16 protein-coding genes and 1 other RNA gene are annotated in these 19,742 nt (G+C 61.9%); 10 read left to right on the top strand and 7 right to left on the bottom strand.

Translation table 11 applies throughout. From position 1 onward, the window contains the following. The first annotated feature begins 118 nt into the window (after positions 1 to 118). From V9T28_RS05455 to V9T28_RS05440, 4 genes are all read left to right on the top strand, one after another. Entirely contained in the window at positions 119 to 607 is a 489-nt protein-coding gene (locus tag V9T28_RS05455; RefSeq protein ID WP_147306458.1) for a hypothetical protein, read from the top strand. Positions 608 to 792: 185 nt separating this feature from the next. Next, the gene (pepN, locus tag V9T28_RS05450; protein ID WP_116401531.1) at positions 793 to 3,438 is read left to right on the top strand and encodes an aminopeptidase N; all 2,646 of its coding nucleotides are present in this window, start codon (positions 793 to 795) and stop codon (positions 3,436 to 3,438) included. Between the two features lie 221 nt (positions 3,439 to 3,659). Beyond that, on the top strand, positions 3,660 to 4,874 hold the full coding sequence (locus V9T28_RS05445; RefSeq protein ID WP_116401530.1) for an MFS transporter: 1,215 nt from the start codon (positions 3,660 to 3,662) through the stop codon (positions 4,872 to 4,874). A gap of 245 nt (positions 4,875 to 5,119) precedes the next feature. Further along, positions 5,120 to 7,426, top strand: coding sequence for a PAS domain-containing sensor histidine kinase (locus V9T28_RS05440; protein ID WP_116401529.1), 2,307 nt, complete (start codon positions 5,120 to 5,122; stop codon positions 7,424 to 7,426). Between the two features lie 165 nt (positions 7,427 to 7,591). On the opposite strand, the gene V9T28_RS05435 is transcribed toward V9T28_RS05440, so the two are convergent. From V9T28_RS05435 to V9T28_RS05425, 3 genes are all read right to left on the bottom strand, one after another. Then, on the bottom strand, positions 7,592 to 8,011 hold the full coding sequence (locus tag V9T28_RS05435) for a hypothetical protein (protein WP_116401528.1): 420 nt from the start codon (positions 8,009 to 8,011) through the stop codon (positions 7,592 to 7,594). Positions 8,012 to 8,247: 236 nt separating this feature from the next. Further along, positions 8,248 to 10,569, bottom strand: coding sequence for a Tex family protein (locus tag V9T28_RS05430; RefSeq protein WP_116401578.1), 2,322 nt, complete (start codon positions 10,567 to 10,569; stop codon positions 8,248 to 8,250). 67 nt (positions 10,570 to 10,636) lie between these two features. Continuing rightward, complete coding sequence (locus tag V9T28_RS05425; protein ID WP_116401527.1) at positions 10,637 to 11,569, bottom strand: LysR substrate-binding domain-containing protein; 933 nt, start codon at positions 11,567 to 11,569, stop codon at positions 10,637 to 10,639. Between the two features lie 116 nt (positions 11,570 to 11,685). Between V9T28_RS05425 and V9T28_RS05420 the strand changes: the two genes are divergently transcribed. Continuing rightward, positions 11,686 to 13,233 carry a trimethylamine methyltransferase family protein gene (locus V9T28_RS05420; protein WP_116401577.1) on the top strand — a complete coding sequence of 516 codons (1,548 nt, stop codon included), beginning with the start codon at positions 11,686 to 11,688 and terminating at the stop codon, positions 13,231 to 13,233. A 191-nt stretch (positions 13,234 to 13,424) separates the two neighbouring features. Here the strand turns inward: V9T28_RS05420 and V9T28_RS05415 are convergent, their stop codons facing one another. From V9T28_RS05415 to V9T28_RS05405, 3 genes are all read right to left on the bottom strand, one after another. Beyond that, the gene (locus V9T28_RS05415) at positions 13,425 to 13,934 is read right to left on the bottom strand and encodes a GNAT family N-acetyltransferase (RefSeq protein WP_116401526.1); all 510 of its coding nucleotides are present in this window, start codon (positions 13,932 to 13,934) and stop codon (positions 13,425 to 13,427) included. After that, positions 13,931 to 14,173 carry a DUF3297 family protein gene (locus tag V9T28_RS05410; RefSeq protein WP_116401525.1) on the bottom strand — a complete coding sequence of 81 codons (243 nt, stop codon included), beginning with the start codon at positions 14,171 to 14,173 and terminating at the stop codon, positions 13,931 to 13,933. Before V9T28_RS05410 ends, V9T28_RS05415 begins: the two co-directional genes overlap by 4 nt. An 81-nt stretch (positions 14,174 to 14,254) precedes the next feature. Then, the gene (locus V9T28_RS05405; protein ID WP_158554828.1) at positions 14,255 to 15,367 is read right to left on the bottom strand and encodes an acyltransferase family protein; all 1,113 of its coding nucleotides are present in this window, start codon (positions 15,365 to 15,367) and stop codon (positions 14,255 to 14,257) included. 279 nt (positions 15,368 to 15,646) lie between these two features. Between V9T28_RS05405 and ssrS the strand changes: the two genes are divergently transcribed. The 3 genes from ssrS to V9T28_RS05390 all read left to right on the top strand — a co-directional run bounded on the left by ssrS (position 15,647) and on the right by V9T28_RS05390 (position 17,306). Then, positions 15,647 to 15,802, top strand: a non-coding RNA gene (ssrS, locus tag V9T28_RS05400) — 6S RNA. Between the two features lie 64 nt (positions 15,803 to 15,866). After that, the gene (locus V9T28_RS05395) at positions 15,867 to 16,448 is read left to right on the top strand and encodes a 5-formyltetrahydrofolate cyclo-ligase (protein ID WP_116401523.1); all 582 of its coding nucleotides are present in this window, start codon (positions 15,867 to 15,869) and stop codon (positions 16,446 to 16,448) included. A gap of 39 nt (positions 16,449 to 16,487) precedes the next feature. Continuing rightward, positions 16,488 to 17,306, top strand: a complete 819-nt coding sequence (locus V9T28_RS05390) for a TIGR00282 family metallophosphoesterase (protein ID WP_116401522.1) — start codon at positions 16,488 to 16,490, stop codon at positions 17,304 to 17,306. 22 nt (positions 17,307 to 17,328) lie between these two features. Here the strand turns inward: V9T28_RS05390 and V9T28_RS05385 are convergent, their stop codons facing one another. Continuing rightward, a complete protein-coding gene (locus V9T28_RS05385; RefSeq protein WP_210210417.1) occupies positions 17,329 to 18,300 on the bottom strand; it encodes a S1C family serine protease in 972 nt (323 codons plus the stop codon). Positions 18,301 to 18,504: 204 nt separating this feature from the next. On the opposite strand from V9T28_RS05385, the gene V9T28_RS05380 reads away from it, so the two are divergent. Both V9T28_RS05380 and V9T28_RS05375 read left to right on the top strand, forming a co-directional pair. Then, positions 18,505 to 18,741 carry a hypothetical protein gene (locus V9T28_RS05380; protein ID WP_158554826.1) on the top strand — a complete coding sequence of 79 codons (237 nt, stop codon included), beginning with the start codon at positions 18,505 to 18,507 and terminating at the stop codon, positions 18,739 to 18,741. A gap of 249 nt (positions 18,742 to 18,990) precedes the next feature. Further along, the gene (locus tag V9T28_RS05375; protein WP_116401520.1) at positions 18,991 to 19,737 is read left to right on the top strand and encodes a YebC/PmpR family DNA-binding transcriptional regulator; all 747 of its coding nucleotides are present in this window, start codon (positions 18,991 to 18,993) and stop codon (positions 19,735 to 19,737) included. Positions 19,738 to 19,742: the final 5 nt, after the last annotated feature.

Here is a 19,742-nt window from a genome sequence, read left to right as displayed (position 1 = left end):
CAATCGAGAAGCTGGTACAATCGATCGGCTTGGAGATGGATTGCTTCGCTTCGCTCGCAATGACGGCATAAGGGCAGGAGCATATACCCCTTGTGTGACGCGACAGAAGGACATGCACATGAAAAAACCGATTGCCATCGCGCTTTTCACTCTTGTCCTCGCGTCGCCATGCCTCGCGCAGGATGCCCGCTATCCTTCGCTGATCGGTGATTGGCAGGGCTCGTATTATTGCGCGCAAGGGCACACCGGCCTGACGCTGACCATCACCGCACAATCGGGAAAGGCCTTTTCCGGCCTGTTCCATTTTTACGCGGCGCCCGACAATGCCGATGTTCCCGAGGGCTGCTTCACCGTCTCTGGAAGGTTCGTGTCGCGGCACCAGCTTGTCATCGACGGCGCCAACTGGATTACCCATCCGAAAGACTACATCACCGTCGATCTCGATGGCGTGCTTGGCGACAGTGCGGCTGGATCCGCGATCGCGGGCACTGTGCTCATGCCCGGCAAATTCAGGGACGTGCATCTGTGCACGACATTTCGGGTCACGAAGGCGCCGGGCCCGCCAAATGTCGACAAGGCCTGCCAATCCGATACGGCCAGTCGATGAAGGCCGATCTGCGCGTTTTTAGCGGGCAGCGCTCCCGTCTCCCACGTCGCGGGCGAAGGGCGTACACCTCGGCAAGGTCGCAAACATACTAAAGTTGGAGATTCGCAGCTCCGCTTGTTATTGTCGGGTCCAAGCACCAAGTTCTATTGTTCCACTTTCATGAATCATTCGCACGAGTCCGAAAAATGCGTCCAGAAACCGGCCACCTCATCCGCCTTTCCGACTATCTGCCCCCCGATTACCTCATCGATACGGTAGATCTCGACATCAAGCTCGACCGGCACGCAACCCACGTGCGCGCCCTGCTTGCGATCCGCCCCAATCCGAAGGGGCGCGCTGGAGCGCCGTTGCGGCTCGATGGTGATGAGCTGAAGGCGACGCGCATCGCCCTCAACGGCATCGATCTGCAGCCCACCGCCGGTTTCGTGACGCCCGATCAATTGGTGATCGAGAAGCCACCGCAGGAGCCCTTCACCTTGCAGGTCGAGACGGTGCTCGATCCGGCGGCCAACACCAAGTTCACGGGCCTTTACCGCTCGGGCAGCGCCTATTGCACGCAATGCGAGGCCGAAGGCTTTCGCCGCATCACCTATTTTCTCGACCGGCCCGACGTGCTCTCGGTCTATACGACACGCATCGAAGCCGACAAGGCAGAGGCGCCGGTGCTCCTGGGCAACGGCAATCGACAGGTAAGCGGCGACGTACCGGGCACCTCGCGGCACTTTGCCGTGTGGCACGATCCGCATCCCAAACCGAGCTATCTCTTCGCTCTCGTCGGCGGCGATCTTGGCCACGTGCGCGATTCCTATACGACCAAATCCGGCACACCCGTCGAGCTAGGCATCTATGTCGAGAAGGGCAAGGAAGCGCGTGCCGCTTACGCGATGGATGCGCTGAAACGTTCGATGCGCTGGGACGAAGACATGTTCGGCCGCGAATACGACCTCGATGTCTTCAACATCGTCGCCGTGTCCGATTTCAACATGGGCGCCATGGAGAACAAGGGGCTGAACGTCTTCAACGACAAATATGTCCTGGCCTCTTCCGAGACCGCGACGGATGCGGATTACGCCGGCATCGAAACCGTCATCGCCCATGAATATTTCCACAATTGGACGGGCAATCGCATCACCTGCCGCGACTGGTTTCAACTATGCCTGAAGGAAGGGCTCACGGTTTTTCGCGATCAGGAATTTTCCTCCGACGAGCGCTCGCGCACGGTCAAGCGCATCGCCGACGTGCGCACCTTGCGGGCGGCGCAATTCCCCGAAGATTCCGGGCCGCTCGCCCATAATGTGCGCCCCGATACCTATCGCGAGATCAACAATTTCTACACCGCGACGGTTTACAACAAGGGCGCCGAAGTCATCCGCATGCTGAAGCGCTTCATCGGCGACAAGGCCTTTGCCGATGGCATGGCGCTTTATTTCGAGCGCTTCGACGGCACGGCGGCGACGGTGGAGAATTTCTTGAGCTGTTTCGCCGACGCATCGCAGCGCGATCTCACCCAATTCAAGCGCTGGTACGAACAGGCGGGAACGCCGCTCGTGTCGGCGACATCGGCCTATGATGCGGCCGCGCAGACCCTCACCGTCGATCTCAAACAATCGACCGCGCCGACGCCGGGACAGAGCGAGAAAAAGCCCTTCGTGATCCCCTTGAGCCTTGGCTTGATCGACCACAACGGCGGCGCCATCGCCCTGGCGAGCGAGGATGCCGAGGCGGCCGAATTGCAGAGCGGCACGTTTATTCTAAAGAGCCCCGAGCGGCGGATCACTTTCCGCAACGTGGCGTCGAAGCCGGTTGTGTCCTTGCTGCGCAATTTTTCGGCGCCGGTCCGCTTGCAGATGGCGGCAGGCCCCGAGGAGTTGCTGGCCCTGCTCGCCCATGACAGCGACGGCTTCAACCGCTGGCAGGCGGTGCAGACCTACGCCACCGATCTGTTGGTGCAGGCGGTGCGTAGCGGTGAGCCGACCGCCCCGATCGATCCGCGCTTCATCGCGGCGATGGACAGCGTGCTGGTGCGGGCGCATGAGGATCCGGCGCTTGCGGCGCAAATCCTCGCCCTGCCGTCGGAAACCGACATCGCGCGGGAAATCGCGAAAGACATCGATCCGGACGCGATCTTCGCAGCGCGGGATCATCTGCAGTGTACGATTGGCCTCGCCCTGCAGCCGGCGCTGACGAAAATCTATGCGCAATATACGGAGACCGGCGCCTATTCCCCTGACGCGCTAAGCGCCGGCCGCCGCGCACTGCGCAACAGTGCGCTCGCCTATCTCGCCGCCGGCGACAAGGCGCTCGGCCTCGAATTGGCAAAGGCGCAATTCGACGGCGCGACCAATATGACCAACCGTCTCGGCGCGGCGGCGGCCCTCGCCACCCTGCCGGGAGCAGCGCGCGAAACCATGCTGAAGGATTTTTACGCCCGCTTCGCCGATGACGCGCTGGTCATCGACAAATGGTTTACCTTGCAGGCGACCATTCCCGAGGCGGAAACGCTGGAGCGGGTCAAGGGGTTGATGGCGCATGAAGCCTTCTCGCTTGCCAATCCGAACCGCACGCGCGCCCTCATCGGCGCGTTCGCCACCGGCAACCAGACGCAATTCCACCGCGCCGACGGCGCCGGCTACGAACTCGTGATCGACGTGGTTGCCCGCCTTGATGCGACCAATCCGCAAGTGGCCGCCCGCATGCTCTCGGCCTTCCGCACCTGGCGAACGATGGATGCACCGCGCCAGACAAAGGCCGAGGCCGCCCTGCTGCGGCTGAAGGCCAAGGATAAGCTCTCGAACGACGTGGCGGACATTCTGACACGGACGTTGGCATAGAACGGGACTCCCTTCTCCCGCGCCTCACAAACCGGGTATAGCCGGTTTGTGCATTTTTGATGCGGAACCCGGGCATGCCCGGGTTCCGTGCGCGGGAGAAGGGAGCGCCTTCGGCGCCCCGCCATCACTCTCGTTCATCTCTGCGATCACATAAAATCATTTGTCTTCGAGTGACTTGCGCCTGAGAGTCGCCGCCTACCTTTACAAAATTGGGAAGCGAAATGTCCTCGGTGCGCGCGCATGGCGATATAGACGGCTCGAAAGCCTGGTTCCGGCTCGCCATTGCGACGCTCATCGCCAGCATCGGCAATGTCGGCATGTGGTCCTATTCCATCGTGCTTCCGGCGGTGCAGCAGGATTTCGGCCTCACCCGCGGCGACGCGTCAGTGCCCTATACGGTCACGATGCTGTGTTTCGCCGCCGGCGCAATTTTTATGGGCCGGCTCGCCGACCGGTACAATATCACGCTGCCGGTCGCCATTGCCGCCGGCGCGCTCGGGCTCGGTTTCGCCCTCTGCGCCACTCTGCGCAATTTCCCGCTCTTCATCATCTGCCATGGTGTGTTCCTCGGCTTTTTCGGCGTGTCGGCGCTCTTCGCGCCGCTCATGGCCGACATCTCCCATTGGTTCGAGCGCCGGCGCGGCGTCGCCGTGACCGTCTGTGCCGCGGGCAATTACATTGCAGGCGCGGTCTGGTCGCCGGTCCTGCAGCGCCTGATCGAGCATGTGGGCTGGCGCGAGGCCTATCTCATTGTCGGGATCATCTGCGTCGTCACGATCCTGCCGCTGACATGGTTCTTACGGGGGCGGACACCGACTACGCATAGCCAACGGGCGGCGGCCGCCACGCCGCAAGGCGTCTCGGGCTTCTCGCCCAACGCTCTGCAAGGGCTCATCTGCATCGCTGGGGTCGCTTGCTGCGTCGCAATGTCGATGCCGCAGGTGCATATCGTCGCCTATTGCGGCGACCTCGGTTATGGCCCGGCGGCGGGCGCCGACATGCTGGCGCTTATGCTGATTTTCGGTATGGTCAGCCGCGTCGCGTCGGGCTTCGTCGCCGACCGCGTCGGCGGGCTGGTCACCTTGCTGATCGGCTCGGTGGCGCAAGGGGCGGCCCTGCTGCTCTACTTCCTCTTCGACGGCCTGACCTCGCTCTATGTGATTTCGGCTTTGTTCGGCTTGTTCCAGGGCGGCATCGTGCCCTCCTACGCGCTCATCATCCGCGAATATTTTCCGGCCCAGCAGGCCGCGACGCGGGTCGCGATCGCGGTCAGCGCGACGATCGTGGGCATGGCGCTGGGCGGCTGGCTTTCGGGCCTCATCTTCGACGCGACCGGCTCCTACCGCGCGGCTTTCGCCAATGGCATCGCCTGGAATCTGTTGAACGTCAGCCTCGCACTCTGGCTGCTCATGCCGAAATGGCGCACAGCGACATGACGGCGCGTGCGACCCTTCCGGAACGCTTTTTTAAGGCCTCGAAGCGCGCAATAGATATTGTGCCTGAGCATCGCACGAACCCCATATTTTGAAGCTCTTTTGCACATCTCTCTTTGCCGCGAAAAAATTCCGTAAACGATTCATTAATAACTGGACAAATCATCGCCCTCAGATTCTATTGGAGTTGATTCGGAGAAGATGCGGCACATTGACTCCGGTCGTCGAGTGTTTCGAGGGGGTCTAACATGGCGCGCTTGCACGCAGCCCATGTGCCTGTTTACGCGGGTACATGGAACGAGGTTTGGCGACTCTTTCCAAAATATTCCATACAGAAATTGGCTCGGCGCGAGCCTTGGCTACGCGCCGCCATCCTTGGTTTGATCATTGCCTTCGCGGCGGCTTTGGTGGCCGCCGTCTTCATTCAGGGCCAGGACGCCCGCCTGCAGATCATCAACGATGCTTTGTCGGACGCCGAGACGCTCAGCATCGCGGCGGCGGCGAAGGCGACCGACGCGCTTGAGAAGAACGCCACGACCTTCAATGAGGACCAGTTCCGCAGCACGATGCCGGCGCACGCGTTCCAGCACGGCCGGCAGATCCTCATCAGCAATGCCAAGGGCCACATCGTCACCGGATTGCCGGACGGGATTGCCGCCAGCAAGACTCTCGCGGACTACATGGGCGCTGAGCAATTGCTAACCGTGTTCGGCGAGAAGGCCGGCCCTTTGCGCATCACCCTTGCCGACGGCACCGACGCGGTTGCCGCCGTGCGCAATCTCGACGCGCCCCTTGGCCAGGTCGCGGTGATCCAGCCGCTCTCCTCCCTGCTCGCCGATTGGCGCTCGGCCTTTTACCGCACCGCCTTCCTGCTCGCCTCGAGCGCCTTCATCCTGGTCGTGCTGGCCAGCGCCTATTTCTGGCAGGCGGCGCGCACCCAAAAGGCCGACACGGCCTTCGAGCGCATTCGCCGCCGCATCGACACCGCGTTGAACCGCGGCCATTGCGGCCTGTGGGATTGGGACGTGGCGCGAGGCCGTATCTACTGGTCCGATTCCATGTATGAGATGATCGGTCAGAAACCGTCTCATTCCTATCTGTCCTACGGCGACGTGCGCACGCTCCTGCATCCGCAGGACGGCAATCTGCAGGCCTTGGCCGAAGACCTGATGCGCCGCGGCGAAGGCTCGATCGACCATGCCTGCCGCATGAAGGACGTGAAGGGCGAATGGGTCTGGCTGCGCGTGCGCGTGCAACTCGTGCGCGACGAAACCGATGCCTCGATCCATCTCATCGGCATTGCCACCGACATTTCCGAACAGGTTTCGCTCACCGAAAAGACCGCCGCCGCCGACCGCCGCCTGCGCGAAGCGATCGAGGCGATTTCGGAAGCTTTCGTATTGTGGGACAACCAGAACCGCTTGATCGTCTGCAACAAGAAGTTCCAGCAATTGCATCAGCTGCCCAACGAAGCGGTGCAGCCCGGCACGCCTTATGCCCGCGTGATCGCGCTCGGCCGCGCGCCGGAAATCCAGAAGGAGATGATGCGCAGCGAGCATGGCGCCCAGGATGCGCGCGCCTACGAGGCCAAATTACTCGACGGGCGCTGGCTACAGGTCGACGAGCGGCGCACGAAGGACGGTGGCTACGTTTCGGTCGGCACCGACATCACCCAGCTCAAATTGCACGAGGAGCAATTGCTCGATTCCGAGCGCCGCCTGATCGCGATGATTTCGGACCTGCGCCGCTCGCGCCAGACCCTCGAAGCGCAAGCGCAACAATTGGCCGAACTTGCCGAACAATATTTGGAGCAGAAGGGCCAGGCCGAGGCGGCGAACCGCGCAAAGTCAGAATTCCTCGCCAATATGAGCCACGAATTGCGCACGCCGCTCAATGCCATCATCGGGTTTTCCGAGCTGATGGGCGGCGAAGTGTTCGGGCCGCTCGGATCGAGCAAATATGTCGACTATTGCAAGGACATCCGCGAGAGCGGCGCCTATCTGCTCACCATGATTTCCGACGTGCTCGACATGGCCCGCCTCGATGCCGGCCGCGTCAAATTGGACATCGCCCCGCTCGCGACCGATGACGTCGTTTCGACGGCGGTCGAGACCATCCGCCCGCAAGCTGCGGCAAAGCATATCGGCATCAGCATCGAACAGGCGCCGGGCGTCACCGTGCACGCCGACGCCCAAGCGCTTGGCCGCATCCTACACACGCTCTTGCGCAATGCGGTGAAATTCAGCCCCGACGGCAGCGACATTCAAATCGTCACGCGGATGCGCGACGGCGAATTGACCATCTCCGTCGAAGACCACGGCCCCGGCATTGCGGAAGAGGACATTTCCCGCCTGGGGCGGCCGTTCGAGCAGGTCAGCAATACCATGGAAAATGGCATGAAAGGCTCTGGCCTCGGCCTCGGCATCGCGAAATCGTTGGCCGAATTGCACGGCGGCAAATTGCAAATCCAGTCGGCGCCCAATCAAGGCACGCGCGTCACTCTGCGCATCCCGCAACCGCGCAAGCAGGCCGCCGAGCTGCCACTCGCCGTTTGAACGATCCCCGAGGACCGGGATCGTTCCATGTCACCGCCTAGAGCATTTTGCGTTCCCTCAGAATCGCAAAATAGCTCTAGTTCTTTGTTTTATCGCATTTTCGCTACGCGGACCTGCGGTTCTTAACCGAAAAGTCGTGAAACTTTTCTCGAAAATGCTCTCGCGCTATTCTTCCGCCGCCGCCTGATCCCGCTCCCTGCGGCGATAGGCGCGCAATTTTTCGTCGTCGATCGTGCCGCTGTGATCGGTGTCGACCGCATCGAACCAGCGTCCGCGCGCCGCGACGAACTGCTCCTTCGTCACCTTGCCGGTGTGATTGACATCCATTTCCGCGAAGCGCCGCTGCATTTCGGCGCGGTAGCGGGCGACATAGTCATCGACCGACTTGTTCCATTCGCTCTGGTCGAGGAAGCCCTGCTTGTTCACGTCCAGCTTATCGAACTGATAGGCTGCGCGCGCCAACACCGAATATTTCTCGATCCTGTGCCCGCCGCTTGCAGAAACCGTCGGAGCGGCCTGCTGCGCTAAGGCCGCGCCGGACATCAAGACAACCAATGCCGCACCGAAAACAAACTGACGACTCATGCGCCCCTCCTACCCCGATCGCCTCAAAAAGTTTCCACATTGAACCACTTTTGTTCTTCATAAGTTCCAAATCTATTTCTGTCAAGGGGTCCTGCGGCGTGCGTCGGTAACACACGATGTGGCCGGTTTAAGTAGCACACGAACTGCCCGGTAAACCTCGTCCAACAAAAAGGCCACGCCGCCATCCCAGGATGACGGTGCGGCCTTGTTATAAGCCGCAGCTCAGGCCCACCGCCTCACCGGTTCTTATCGAGCCCGGCCTTGCGTAGCGCGTCGGCAAACGCGCCGCCGCCGCTCTGCGGCTTCGGCGCCTGCGAGGTCATGTAGCGCGCGTTGTTGTCGCGCGTGCGGTTCTGCCCTTGTCCGGCAGGTTTGCGCGACACGTCGTCGTCCATGCGCATCGACAGCGCAATGCGCTTGCGATCCTTGTCGACCTCCAGCACTTTCACTTTCACGATGTCGCCGGGCTTCACCACGTCGCGCGGGTCCTTCACGAACGTGTTCGCGAGCGCAGAAATATGCACGAGCCCGTCCTGATGCACACCGATATCGACAAAGGCGCCGAAGGCCGCGACGTTGGTGACGACGCCTTCCAGGATCATGCCGGGTTTGAGATCGTTCAGAGTCTCAACACCTTCCTGGAACGTGGCGGTCTTGAAGGCCGGGCGCGGATCGCGGCCGGGCTTTTCCAATTCGCGCAAAATGTCGGTCACGGTCGGCAGGCCGAATGTCTCGTCGGTGAAATCCGCCGGCTTCACCGTGCGCAGGATCTGCGAATTGCCGATCAGCGCCGCAATATCGCTTTTCGTCGCCGCAAGAATGCGCCGCACGACGGGATAGGCCTCGGGGTGCACGCCCGAGCGGTCGAGCGGATCGTCGCCACTCTGAATGCGCAAGAAGCCGGCCGACAATTCGAACGCTTTCGCGCCGAGGCGCGGCACGTCCTTGAGCTTGGCGCGGGTCTTGAACGGGCCGTTGGCATTGCGATGCGCGACGATGCCTTGCGCGAGGCTCTCACCAATGCCCGACACACGCGCGAGCAATTTGGCCGAGGCGGTATTCACGTCGACGCCGACGCCGTTCACACAATCCTCGACCACCGCATCGAGCGAGCGCGACAATTTGTGTTCGGCAAGATCGTGCTGATATTGGCCGACGCCGATCGATTTCGGATCGATCTTCACGAGTTCCGCGAGCGGATCCTGCAGGCGGCGCGCGATCGAGACCGCGCCGCGCAAGGTGACGTCGAGTTCGGGCAATTCGCTCGCTGCGTAAGCGGAGGCCGAATAGACCGACGCGCCCGCCTCCGACACCATGACCTTGGTGAGCTTCAACTCGGGAAATTTCGCGATCAGATCGCCGGCGAGCTTGTCGGTTTCGCGCGACGCGGTGCCGTTGCCGATCGCGATGAGATCGACTTTGTGCTCGCGCGCGAGGCGGCCAAGCGTCATCAAGCTCTCGTTCCATTGCCGCTGCGGCTCGTGCGGATAGATCGGGGTGGTTGCCACCACCTTGCCGGTCGCATCCACCACCGCAACTTTCACGCCGGTGCGGAACCCCGGATCGAGCCCCATCGTCGCGCGCGTGCCGGCGGGCGCCGCGAGCAGCAGATCGCGCAGATTGCTGGCGAACACTTTGACGCCCGCCTCTTCCGCCAGCGTCCACAGCCGCAGGCGCAAATCCACCGACAGATGCATCTCGATCTTGGTACGCCAGGCCCAGCGCACGCAATCCATCAGCCATTTGTCGGCGGCGCGGCCGCGGTCGGCGACCGAGAAGCGGCTGGCGATCGCAAGCTCATAAGGCCCCGGCACGCGCACGGTCGGGTCGGCGGTCGGGTCGGACTCGAGGCGCACATCGAGCACCTCCTCCTTCTCGCCACGGAACAGCGCGAGAATGCGGTGCGACGGCAATTTGGTGAGCGGTTCGGCAAAGTCGAAATAATCGGCGAATTTCGCGCCGTCCGCCTTCTTGCCGTCGCGCACTTTCGAGGACAATTGCCCGCGCGTCCAGAAATCCTCGCGCAGCCGGCCGATCAATTCGGCATCTTCGGCGAAGCGCTCGATCAGGATCGCCCGCGCGCCTTCGAGCGCTTCGTCCACGCCTGCGACACCGCCGTCGGGCTTCACAAACGCTGCGGCCTCGGCTTTCGGATCGCGGGTCGGATCGGTCAGCAACATATTGGCCAAGGGCTCCAGACCCGCCTCTTTGGCGATCTGCGCCTTGGTACGGCGCTTCGGCTTGAAGGGCAGATAGATGTCTTCGAGCCGCGCCTTCGAATCGGCGTCCATGATCAGCTTTTCGAGCGGCGCATCGAGCTTGCCCTGCTCGCGGATCGACTCGAGAATCGCCTTGCGGCGGTCCTCCATCTCGCGCAGGTAGCGCAGGCGTTCTTCGAGGGTGCGGAGCTGCGTATCGTCCAGCGCGCCGGTCGCCTCCTTGCGGTACCGGGCGATGAAGGGCACGGTCGCGCCTTCGTCCAGCAAGGTGACGGCAGCCGTCACCTGGTTTGCACCAACGCCCAGCTCCTCGGCAATGCGCATGCTGATCGATTTCATCAAAACCTCGAACGACTCGTTTGGACAAAAGGTGGGGGTCTGCTTGTAGGCGCGCTCGCCACGATGGTCAAAGCCGGCCTGTGGGTAACGGAGCGCCGTGCTGCGCTTCAAGCAGCCAATCGCGCACCTTTCCGGCGTCCTTGCTGAGTGGCCCTGCCCACACGACCGAGTATACCACACCCGTCGCCCAGACGTGCGGCGTCACCCGCACAAGCGCGCCGCGCTGCACCAGAGGCTCGACCAGATGCTGCCAGCCCATGGCGATGCCCTGACCTTCGAGCGCCGCCTGGATCACCAGCACATAATCGTTGAGCCGCAGCATCGGCAAATCGGCTTTCGGCACGTGGCCTTGCGCATGCAGCCAATCGGCCCAGATCGGGCAGACGCGAAACGGTTCGTCAAGATGGATGAGCGCGGCGCGCGCCACGTCGCGGGCGCCGCACTTTTCCGGCGCGCGCGGCAATTTCGCCGCATAGGCCGGGCTGCAGACCGGATAGATGATCTCGTCGGCCAGATCTGCGCGGCTGTAGCTCGGCAGAATGCCGCTGCCGTAGCGCACGCCGAGGGACATGTCCTCAAGCGCAAGATCAACGTCGCGGTCGGTGCTGCGCACCTGCAGATCGATCTCGGGGAAACGTTCGCGAAACGCGTTCAGGCGCGGCATGAGCCAGAATGTCGCGAAGGCGCTGGACACCGACAGCGTTACCATGCGCGCGGCGCCGGTCTTGCGGATCGACAGAACCGATTGGCGCAAATGCGCGAGCCCGAGCGAAATGTCGCGGGCGAAGCGCTCGCCCACTTCGGTCAGAACGATGTTGCGGCCATTGCGGGTGAACAGCGACACACCCAGGTCCCGCTCCAGCATCCGGATCGAATAGGACACGGCGGCCTGCGTCACCCCCAATTCCTGGCCGGCCAGAGTGAAGCTCATGTGCCGCGCAGCGGCATCGAACACGTTGAGATGCGGCAAGGCGGGCAGCGTGCGGCGGATGTTTTGCATAAAATATTTTTATGCTGAGAGAAAATCGTTTGCAATGGTGAGTTCGGCGAACGTGGCATAGGATCAGTCCACGACACTGTTTCAGCTCAAGAAAAATTATGCATGAGGGCGCGCCCATGACCACCGATCTCCACGAAAAGCGCGGTCGCACCGGTGGGCGTGAGGGGCGCCAGCGTGGCCGTGCGCAAGCGGCGCCGCGCGCGCCGGCGTTTTTGCAGCGCCGCATCCCGCCGTATGAAATGCTCTCGGAGGAAGGCCTCGCAGCGATCGAACGGCAGGCGGACCGCCTGCTTGAAGAAATTGGCTTCGAAATTCGCGGCGACGCGGAAGCGATCGCCAAATTCGTGGCGCATGGCGCGCGCGCGGAAGGCGAGCGCCTGTATTTTCCTGCCGGGCTCATCCGCTCGATCATTCAGGCCAGCACGCCGCGCGTCTTCACGCAGCACGCGCGCAACCCCGCCCATTCGGTGCAGATCGGCGGCGACGCCACCGTCTTCGCGCCATCCTACGGCTCGCCTTTCGTCACTGATCTCGAAAAAGGCCGCCGCTACGGCACGCTCGAAGACTTCCAGAACTTCGTCAAACTGACTTATGCAAGCCCGTGGCTGCATCACTCCGGTGGCACAGTGTGCGAGCCGTGCGACATTCCGGTCAACAAGCGGCACTTCGACATGGTCTATGCGCATATGCGCCTGTCGGACAAGCCGTTCATGGGCTCGGTGACGACGGCGGAGCGGGCACGCGATTCTATCGACATGTGCCGCATCCTGTTCGGCGCGGATTTCGTCGACCGCCATTGCGTCATTCTCGGCAATGTCAATGTCAATTCGCCGCTCGTGCTCGATGGCGAGGCGAGCCGGGTCATCCGCGCCTATGCCGCCGCCAATCAGGCGGCCGTCTGCGTGCCCTTTATCTTAGGCGGCGCGATGGGGCCGGTGACGACGGCCGGCGGCCTCGCGCAATGTTTCGCTGAGGCGATGGTGTGCGTGGCACTCACCCAAGTGGAGCGTAAGGGCGCGCCGGCGATCCTGGGGAATTTTCTCTCATCCATGTCGCTCAAATCCGGTGCGCCGACCTTCGGCACGCCGGAGCCGGCCATCGCCTATTTCGCGATTGGCCAATTGGCGCGGCGGCTCGGCGTGCCGCTACGCTGCGGCGGAAACCTCTGCGCCGCAAAGCCTTTCGACGCGCAGGCTGCGACCGAAAGCGCCAATTCGCTGTGGCCTGCGGTGATGGCCGGCGCGAATTTCATTCTGCATTCCGCCGGCTGGCTCGAAGGTGGCCTGGCCATGTCCTACGAAAAATTCGTCTGGGACGAGGAGCAATGCGGCGCCATGCACGTGCTCGCTGCGGGCCTGAGCCTCGACGACAATGCCTTCGCACAGGATGCGTTCGTGGAAGTCGGCCCAGGCAAGCATTTTCTCGGCTCGGCTCATACGATGCGCAATTACGAAACCGCCTTTTACGAGCCGAGCCTCGCCGACAACAATTCCTTCGAGCAATGGCAGGACGAAGGCGCGAAGGACATCCGCGAGCGCGCGCAGGCAAAGTGGAAACGCATGCTGCGCGAGTATGTCGAGCCGCCGATGGATGCAGGCGTGGATGAAGCGCTGCAGGATCACATCGCCCGCAGGAAGGCAGCGATGCCAGATGGATGGCATTAGCGGGAATGACGGCCGCGTTGTCATCCCGGGCTTGACCCGGGATCCAGGAGCCACGCAGCGGGTGATTCATCTTTAGCGCTGCAGCACAGGTCCATCTCGCACTTCCTCACATGTGGCCGTGGATCCCGGGTCAAGCCCGGGATAACAATGGGGCCTTCTTATGGGTCGTGGCTTATAGCGGCGCAGCATCGTTACGATAGGCGCTGAAACATATATTGCGCGTCGGCACCGTAGCCCAGCAAAGCTTGAGCCAGCGCCGCATCCTCGACAGCGCGGAAACCTTGGCCGTGCCAGAAGCGCTCAGAGCCGTTCACAGCCACCAAGGCCATGTCGGCAAAGCCGAGTCCGCACGCAATCGCTTTGACATATTGTGCGATCGCGGCGCCCTGCCTCAAGCCGCGCGTGGCGCGCGACAAAGCGAGGTCGTGAATGTAGTAAACCGTCGCGCCGTCCGGGATCGCGCCGAGCCGCGCATTCAGCTTTGGCACGGCTCGGGCCGGATAGGGATGGCTGATCATGTAGCCTTGCAGCCCGTCCGCGCCCGGCAACACCAAGCAGCCTTGCGGAAAAAGCACGAGACGCTCGGCAAAGACCGCCTCGTCTTCCGGAAACGACGGATGAACGATGCGCGCCAGTTCGTGCACCACGGGCACGTCGCTCAACGCCATCGCGCGCCACCCGCCGGGCGGGGCAAGGGTCATTTTTCTTCGGGCAAATAGGCCTCGACCGTGCCCTTCAACTTGATCAGCAAGGGATTGCCATGGCGGTCCTTGCTCTTGCCGACCGGCGCGCGCACCCAGCCCTCGCTGATGCAATATTCCTCGATGTCGAAACGCTCCTTGCCGTTGAAGCGGATGCCGACGCCGCGGGCGACCAGATCGGCATTGTAGTACGGGCTTTTCGGATCGACCGCGAGGCGGTCGGGGAGCTGTTCGGTCATGTCAAAGATCCAAAGTTCAAGAATCGGATGTTGCTCTACACCAAATCGGCGCGCGGAACAGCCCCGTCGACCAAGCGTTCCTCAAGGCGAGCCCTGCCCTTCTTCCACAGCTCCACGGGAAAGGGCCGGGTCTGCGCTTTGCAGGCGTCGCGCCACAGCCTTGCCAAGCCGGGTCGTCGGGACTTCGACGAGGCGATGGATCAGATAGGCAAGGCCGATGACGGCCGGCACGATCACGAGATAGGCGACCGGCGGCGGAACATGGTTGGCCATCGCCAAGCGCAGCGAGACCATGCCCACGAGATTGTGCACGGCGTAAAGCGGATAGCTGATGTCGGCGAAAAAATCGAGCAAGGCCTGCGGCCTGAAATGGCTGCGTAGCGTGAACGCGAGCGCGAAGAGCGGGACGCTCCCGACATAGACATCGCTGACCACCATAACCATCGCGCGATCGGCGGAGGCCTGCCATGCGAGCAGCGTCAGAGCCATGAGCACCAAGACGGAGACGAGCAGCGCTTTGGGTGAAATCTTCCGATGCAGGAAATAGCTGAAGCACGTGCCGATCATCATATAGGGGATGTAGACGAATTGTGTGCCGAGGTAGGAAAAATTGATGCCAAAATGCTTGGGCATGTCGGCGAAGGCGAGATTGTACAGAATCGCGAGAATGCCGACGAGCACGAGCGGCCACAGCCGCCAACCCAGCCCGAGTGCGAACAGGATCGCCATGATCACATAGAAGCGCAGTTCGATCAGCAAGGTCCAATTCACGAGGTCGGCGCCCGGCGTGATCAAAAAGGCGTTCTTCCAAACCGTGGAGACATCATAGGCAAAAGGCAGATGCCAGTAGGTCGCCGAGAGCGCGACGAACCCCATCCCGATCGCGAAACTGGCGATATAGGTCGGATAGATGCGCAAAATCCGCGCGACCAGAAACTGCAGCGGCGTCAGCCGCGCAAGCGACATCGGAATGACGAAGCCGCTGATGAGGAAGAAGATCGAAACGCCGAACGGCCCGAAATTGAAGAGCGTGACGAGATTCAACGTCCAATAGCTGGGCCCGTCGAGCGCCGGCGCGGAAATATGCGCGGCAATCAGCTCGCGCCAGGCCCAGAAGCCCCCGGCGAGATGCAGGAAGACGACGCTCAACGCCGCAATGCCACGCAATTGGTTGGCAAAGACGATTTTGCCCACGGCGGATCCAGGGTCTGATTGCATGGGGCATGGGTTTATGCCGGCGCGGCGGCCAAGGCAATCCTGTGGGTGGCGATTTTGTGTGCTGGCGGCCTCGCTTCTCTACGTGAAACACGGATGGAAGGACCGGACCAAGACCATGTGCCCCGACCTTCTCTTAAAACGAAAGCAAAACGACCTGGATCCATTCCACAATATGTTTCAAACCATTACATCCGACTTCGCAATTCCGTCATTTTGCCCTTTGCCTTTCTCGGGCAAACGCCTATCTTAGCGCCAGCGGGGCTGCGGGGTGCGTGTAGGATTACTATAACCCGGGGCCTTATCGATCTCTCAGGGAGCTGTCCCTGGCCTTGTCCGTGGACTCGGCCACACGGCGCCCACCTACGTTGTAGGTTCCCGGGATCGATATCCCACGGCTTTTGTGGCTCCGCGCTCTCGCCTTTTTCGTCCCGCCGCATCGCGGCCGGGGCAGCCACAGTCCAATCGATGGCGCTTCATGACCCTGGCTGAGCAAAAGGAAGCGCTGCGGCGCGACGCGCTGGCACGGCGCGACGCCATGTCCGCGGGAGCCCGCGCGAGCGCCTCGCTCCTCATCGCAGAAAAAGCCATGACCCTGCGGCCGCATTTCCTGGCCGGGGCGGTGAGCGCCTTCTGGCCGATCCGCAGCGAGATCGACACGCGGCCGCTGTTGCATCGGCTGCAAGCCCATGGGCTTACCACCGCGCTGCCGGCGCTGCGCCATCCCGACATGGAATTTCGCCTCTGGCGCGAGGGCGACGCGATGAAGAAAGCCGCTTTCGGCTTGCATGAGCCGCAGGACGGCGCGCCGGCCGTGTTGCCGGCGACCCTGTTCGTGCCTCTCGCCGCCTTCGACCGGGCCGGCCACCGCATCGGCTACGGCGGCGGCTATTACGACCGGGCGCTCGAGAAATTGCAGCGGCGCGGCTCGGTGCGCACCATCGGCCTCGCTTTCGCGACCCAGGAGCTCGACACCGTCCCCGCCGAGGCGCATGACCGGCAGCTCGATTATGTGGTGACGGAGCGCGAGGTCATTGCCTGCGCCGCCCCCAAACGCTAAGCACTTCTTAAACACAAATTCCAACCCCAATGGCATTGTATGCGTCTTCTTTTCATCGGTGACATCCTCGGCCGTTCGGGCCGCGCCATCATTGCGGGCGAATTGCCCAAGCTGCGCGCGCGCTGGCGGCTCGATTTCGTCTGCATCAATGGCGAGAACGCCGCCGGCGGGTTCGGGATCACGGAAGGGATTTGCAACGATCTGATCGAGGCCGGCGCCGATTGCGTGACCCTCGGCAATCATTCCTTCGACCAGCGCGAGGCCCTCGTCTTCATCGAGCGCCAGCATCGGCTGCTGCGTCCGGTCAACTACCCGCCCGGCACGCCGGGGCGCGGGGCAACCGTGGTGCAGACGGCGGCCGGCGCCAATGTCTTCGTCATGAATCTGATGGGCCGGATCTTCATGGACGCCCTCGACGATCCGTTCGCGGCCGCCGAACGGGAGCTCGCAGGTGCGCCGATGGGCGTCGCCTGCGACGCCGCCATCATCGACATGCATGCCGAGGCGTCCTCCGAAAAACAGGCGATCGCCCATTTCCTCGACGGCCGCGTGTCGCTCGTCGTCGGCACCCACACCCATGTCCCGACCGCCGACCATCAGATCTTGCCGCAGGGTACGGCCTATATGACCGATGTCGGCATGACCGGCGATTACGATTCGATCATCGGCATGGACAAGGAGGAACCGATCCGACGTTTCCTGACCAAGGTTCCCGGCTCGCGTTTCGAACCGGCCAATGGCGCCGCGACCCTGTGCGGCATCGCCGTGGAAACGAACGGCAAGGGCCTCGCGGTCAAGGTCGCGCCGGTCCGGCTCGGCGGTCGCCTTGCGCAGGCGGAGCCGGAGTTCTGGGGTTAGCGCCTACGGCCGCGTCACCGACTCAGTTCTTGCAACTCACGAAGACCGCGACAGCTTTGGCCGCATCCGCCAGATCCGCGGGTTGAAGCGCGGCGCCTGACGTGCCGGTCTGAACATTGATGTTATTGCCGCTCAGAAACGTCTGCGCCACAGCGGCTTTGATGGCGAAATTGACATTTTGCGGAATGTCGCCGTTCGACTCGTTCTGCATCACGTCCAAGGCATCGAGCTTGGCCGCGACGACGCCGATCAGATCGCCGCTCGCATCCATCAAGGGCCCGCCGGAATTGCCGGGCTGCACCGGCGCCGAGACCTGATAATAGCGCGAATCATCGCCAAGACCGGCAACCGCCGTAATATTGCCGAGCGTGAAATTGCCGGATGTGGCCAAAAGATCGGACAGCGGGTAGCCGAAAGCGGCGACGGATTCGCCCAACCGCGCATTCGCGCGGAACTTGGCGATTTGCGCTGGCTTCAGCGACGTTTTCAACACCGCGAGATCGTTGACTTTATCGCTCGCCAGAACTTGGCCGGTCGCCGCGCCGGCCGCCGCGCGAATCTGGATGTCGCCCTTGCAATCCTTCACGACATGCGCATTGGTCAACACATGCCCCTCGGAGGTCACGAAGATGCCGGTGCCCGTGATCACCCCGCCGGAAGATGCCCCGTCCTTCGGACGGTCGGTTGTCTGATGCGATTGGGAAACATTAAACGGTCGCGGAATGTCGGTAATCCAGGGATTTCTCTCGGTCGAAGACAACAAAACATTCGTCATCAATGTGTGCAGACGAATCCCTTCGAGCTGAAAGTCCCGAGCATCAAAGGACACCACTTCGAGAAGAGCGCCATCCTGATATTGAAACTCGTAGATCCGAACCGCGCGACCGTCGTCGGCGACTGCATCCACCGTAAATATTGTGCCCTTACTATCGATCCATTTTGCAACGACCTCGACTTTGTCCTTGCTCAATGCGGCCAACATATTCTTATACATAGAGCGCAAATTTTCTTTGTGCCGAAACTCGATGTGAGCGGCAAAACTGGAATTCTGGCTCGACATATCTATGTTGTTTTCGAATTTTTTGACATTGAGGTCGAGCCCAGCCGGCATCCATATCGTTACCGCACCGAACGCCGTGACTTGGCTCAGCCTCCACAATTCAAGCTGCGGTAACGCCGCCTTATTGAGTTTCTCGATTTGTGGGTCATCTATCCAGCCGGTCTGTTCAAAACCATTGCCTGCCTGAAATTTTTTGATCGCCTCAAATGTGGGGATGCTGAAAAATGGCAACGCAAAGGTATCCAAGTAGCCGCCGGCAATGAGCAGCAACTGGAGATTGACGCGCTGCTGCGGCGGCAGCCCTTCAAATTCTTCCTGCGCCGCATCATATCCTTCCGGCTTCGTCTCTGCCCGAACCGGCCCGCCGGCCAGTAAGAATACCAGAATGAGAATTGTTGCCCGCCAAACCCGCTTGACCATGCCCGCCCCCACACAAACCCACGGCCTAAACTAAGCCGCCAACCCAGAGATTGGAACATATCACGAACAGAAAGCACTGTCGAGAGGCTGCTGCGCGGCGGCAAGCCTCGGCGATCACGGGCTTTATTCCCGTCCCGCGACGGTCTATAACGCGGCCCTTGAATTTTCAGGGCGTCTCGCGCCCAAACCCTCAACGAGAGTGTCATGGCAGGTCATAGTCAATTTAAGAACATTATGCACAAGAAGGGGAAGCAGGACAAAATCCGCTCCAAGATCTTCTCCAAACTCGGCCGCGAGATCACGGTTGCCGCCAAATTGGGCATGCCCGACCCCGCCATGAACCCGCGCCTGCGCGCCGCCGTGCTCGCCGCCCGCGCCGAAAACATGCCCAAAGACAATATCGAGCGCGCGATCAAGAAGGCCTCGGGCAACGATAGCGAGAACTATGACGAAGTGCGCTACGAAGGCTACGCACCGGGCGGCGTCGCCGTGATCGTCGAGGCGCTCACCGACAACCGCAACCGCACGGCGGGCGAGGTGCGCTCGTTCTTCACCAAGTCGGGCGGGTCTCTGGCGGAGACCGGGGCGGTCAGCTTCATGTTCGACCATGTCGGCCTCGTCGAATTCGACACGACCGTCGCCTCTGAGGATGTGATGATGGAAGCCGCGATTGAGGCGGGCGCCGACGATGTGGCGACCACCGAAGACGGCCACGAAATCGTCACGTCGATGGAAAATCTCAACGACGTGTCGAAGGCGCTGGAGGCGAAATTCGGCGAACCGCGCACCTCGAAGATCATCTGGCGGCCGCAGAACACGATCAAAGTCGATGATGAGGCCGGCGAGAAGATCTTGAAGCTCGTCAGCAATCTCGAAGAAAACGACGACGTGCAGAACGTCTACGCCAATTTCGAAGTGAGCGACGCGCTGCTGGCGAAAATGGGCGAGTGATGGCG

Source organism: Methylovirgula sp. 4M-Z18 (assembly GCF_037890675.1).
GTDB lineage: Bacteria > Pseudomonadota > Alphaproteobacteria > Rhizobiales > Beijerinckiaceae > 4M-Z18.
This window is presented reverse-complemented; position numbering and strand designations above follow the sequence as displayed.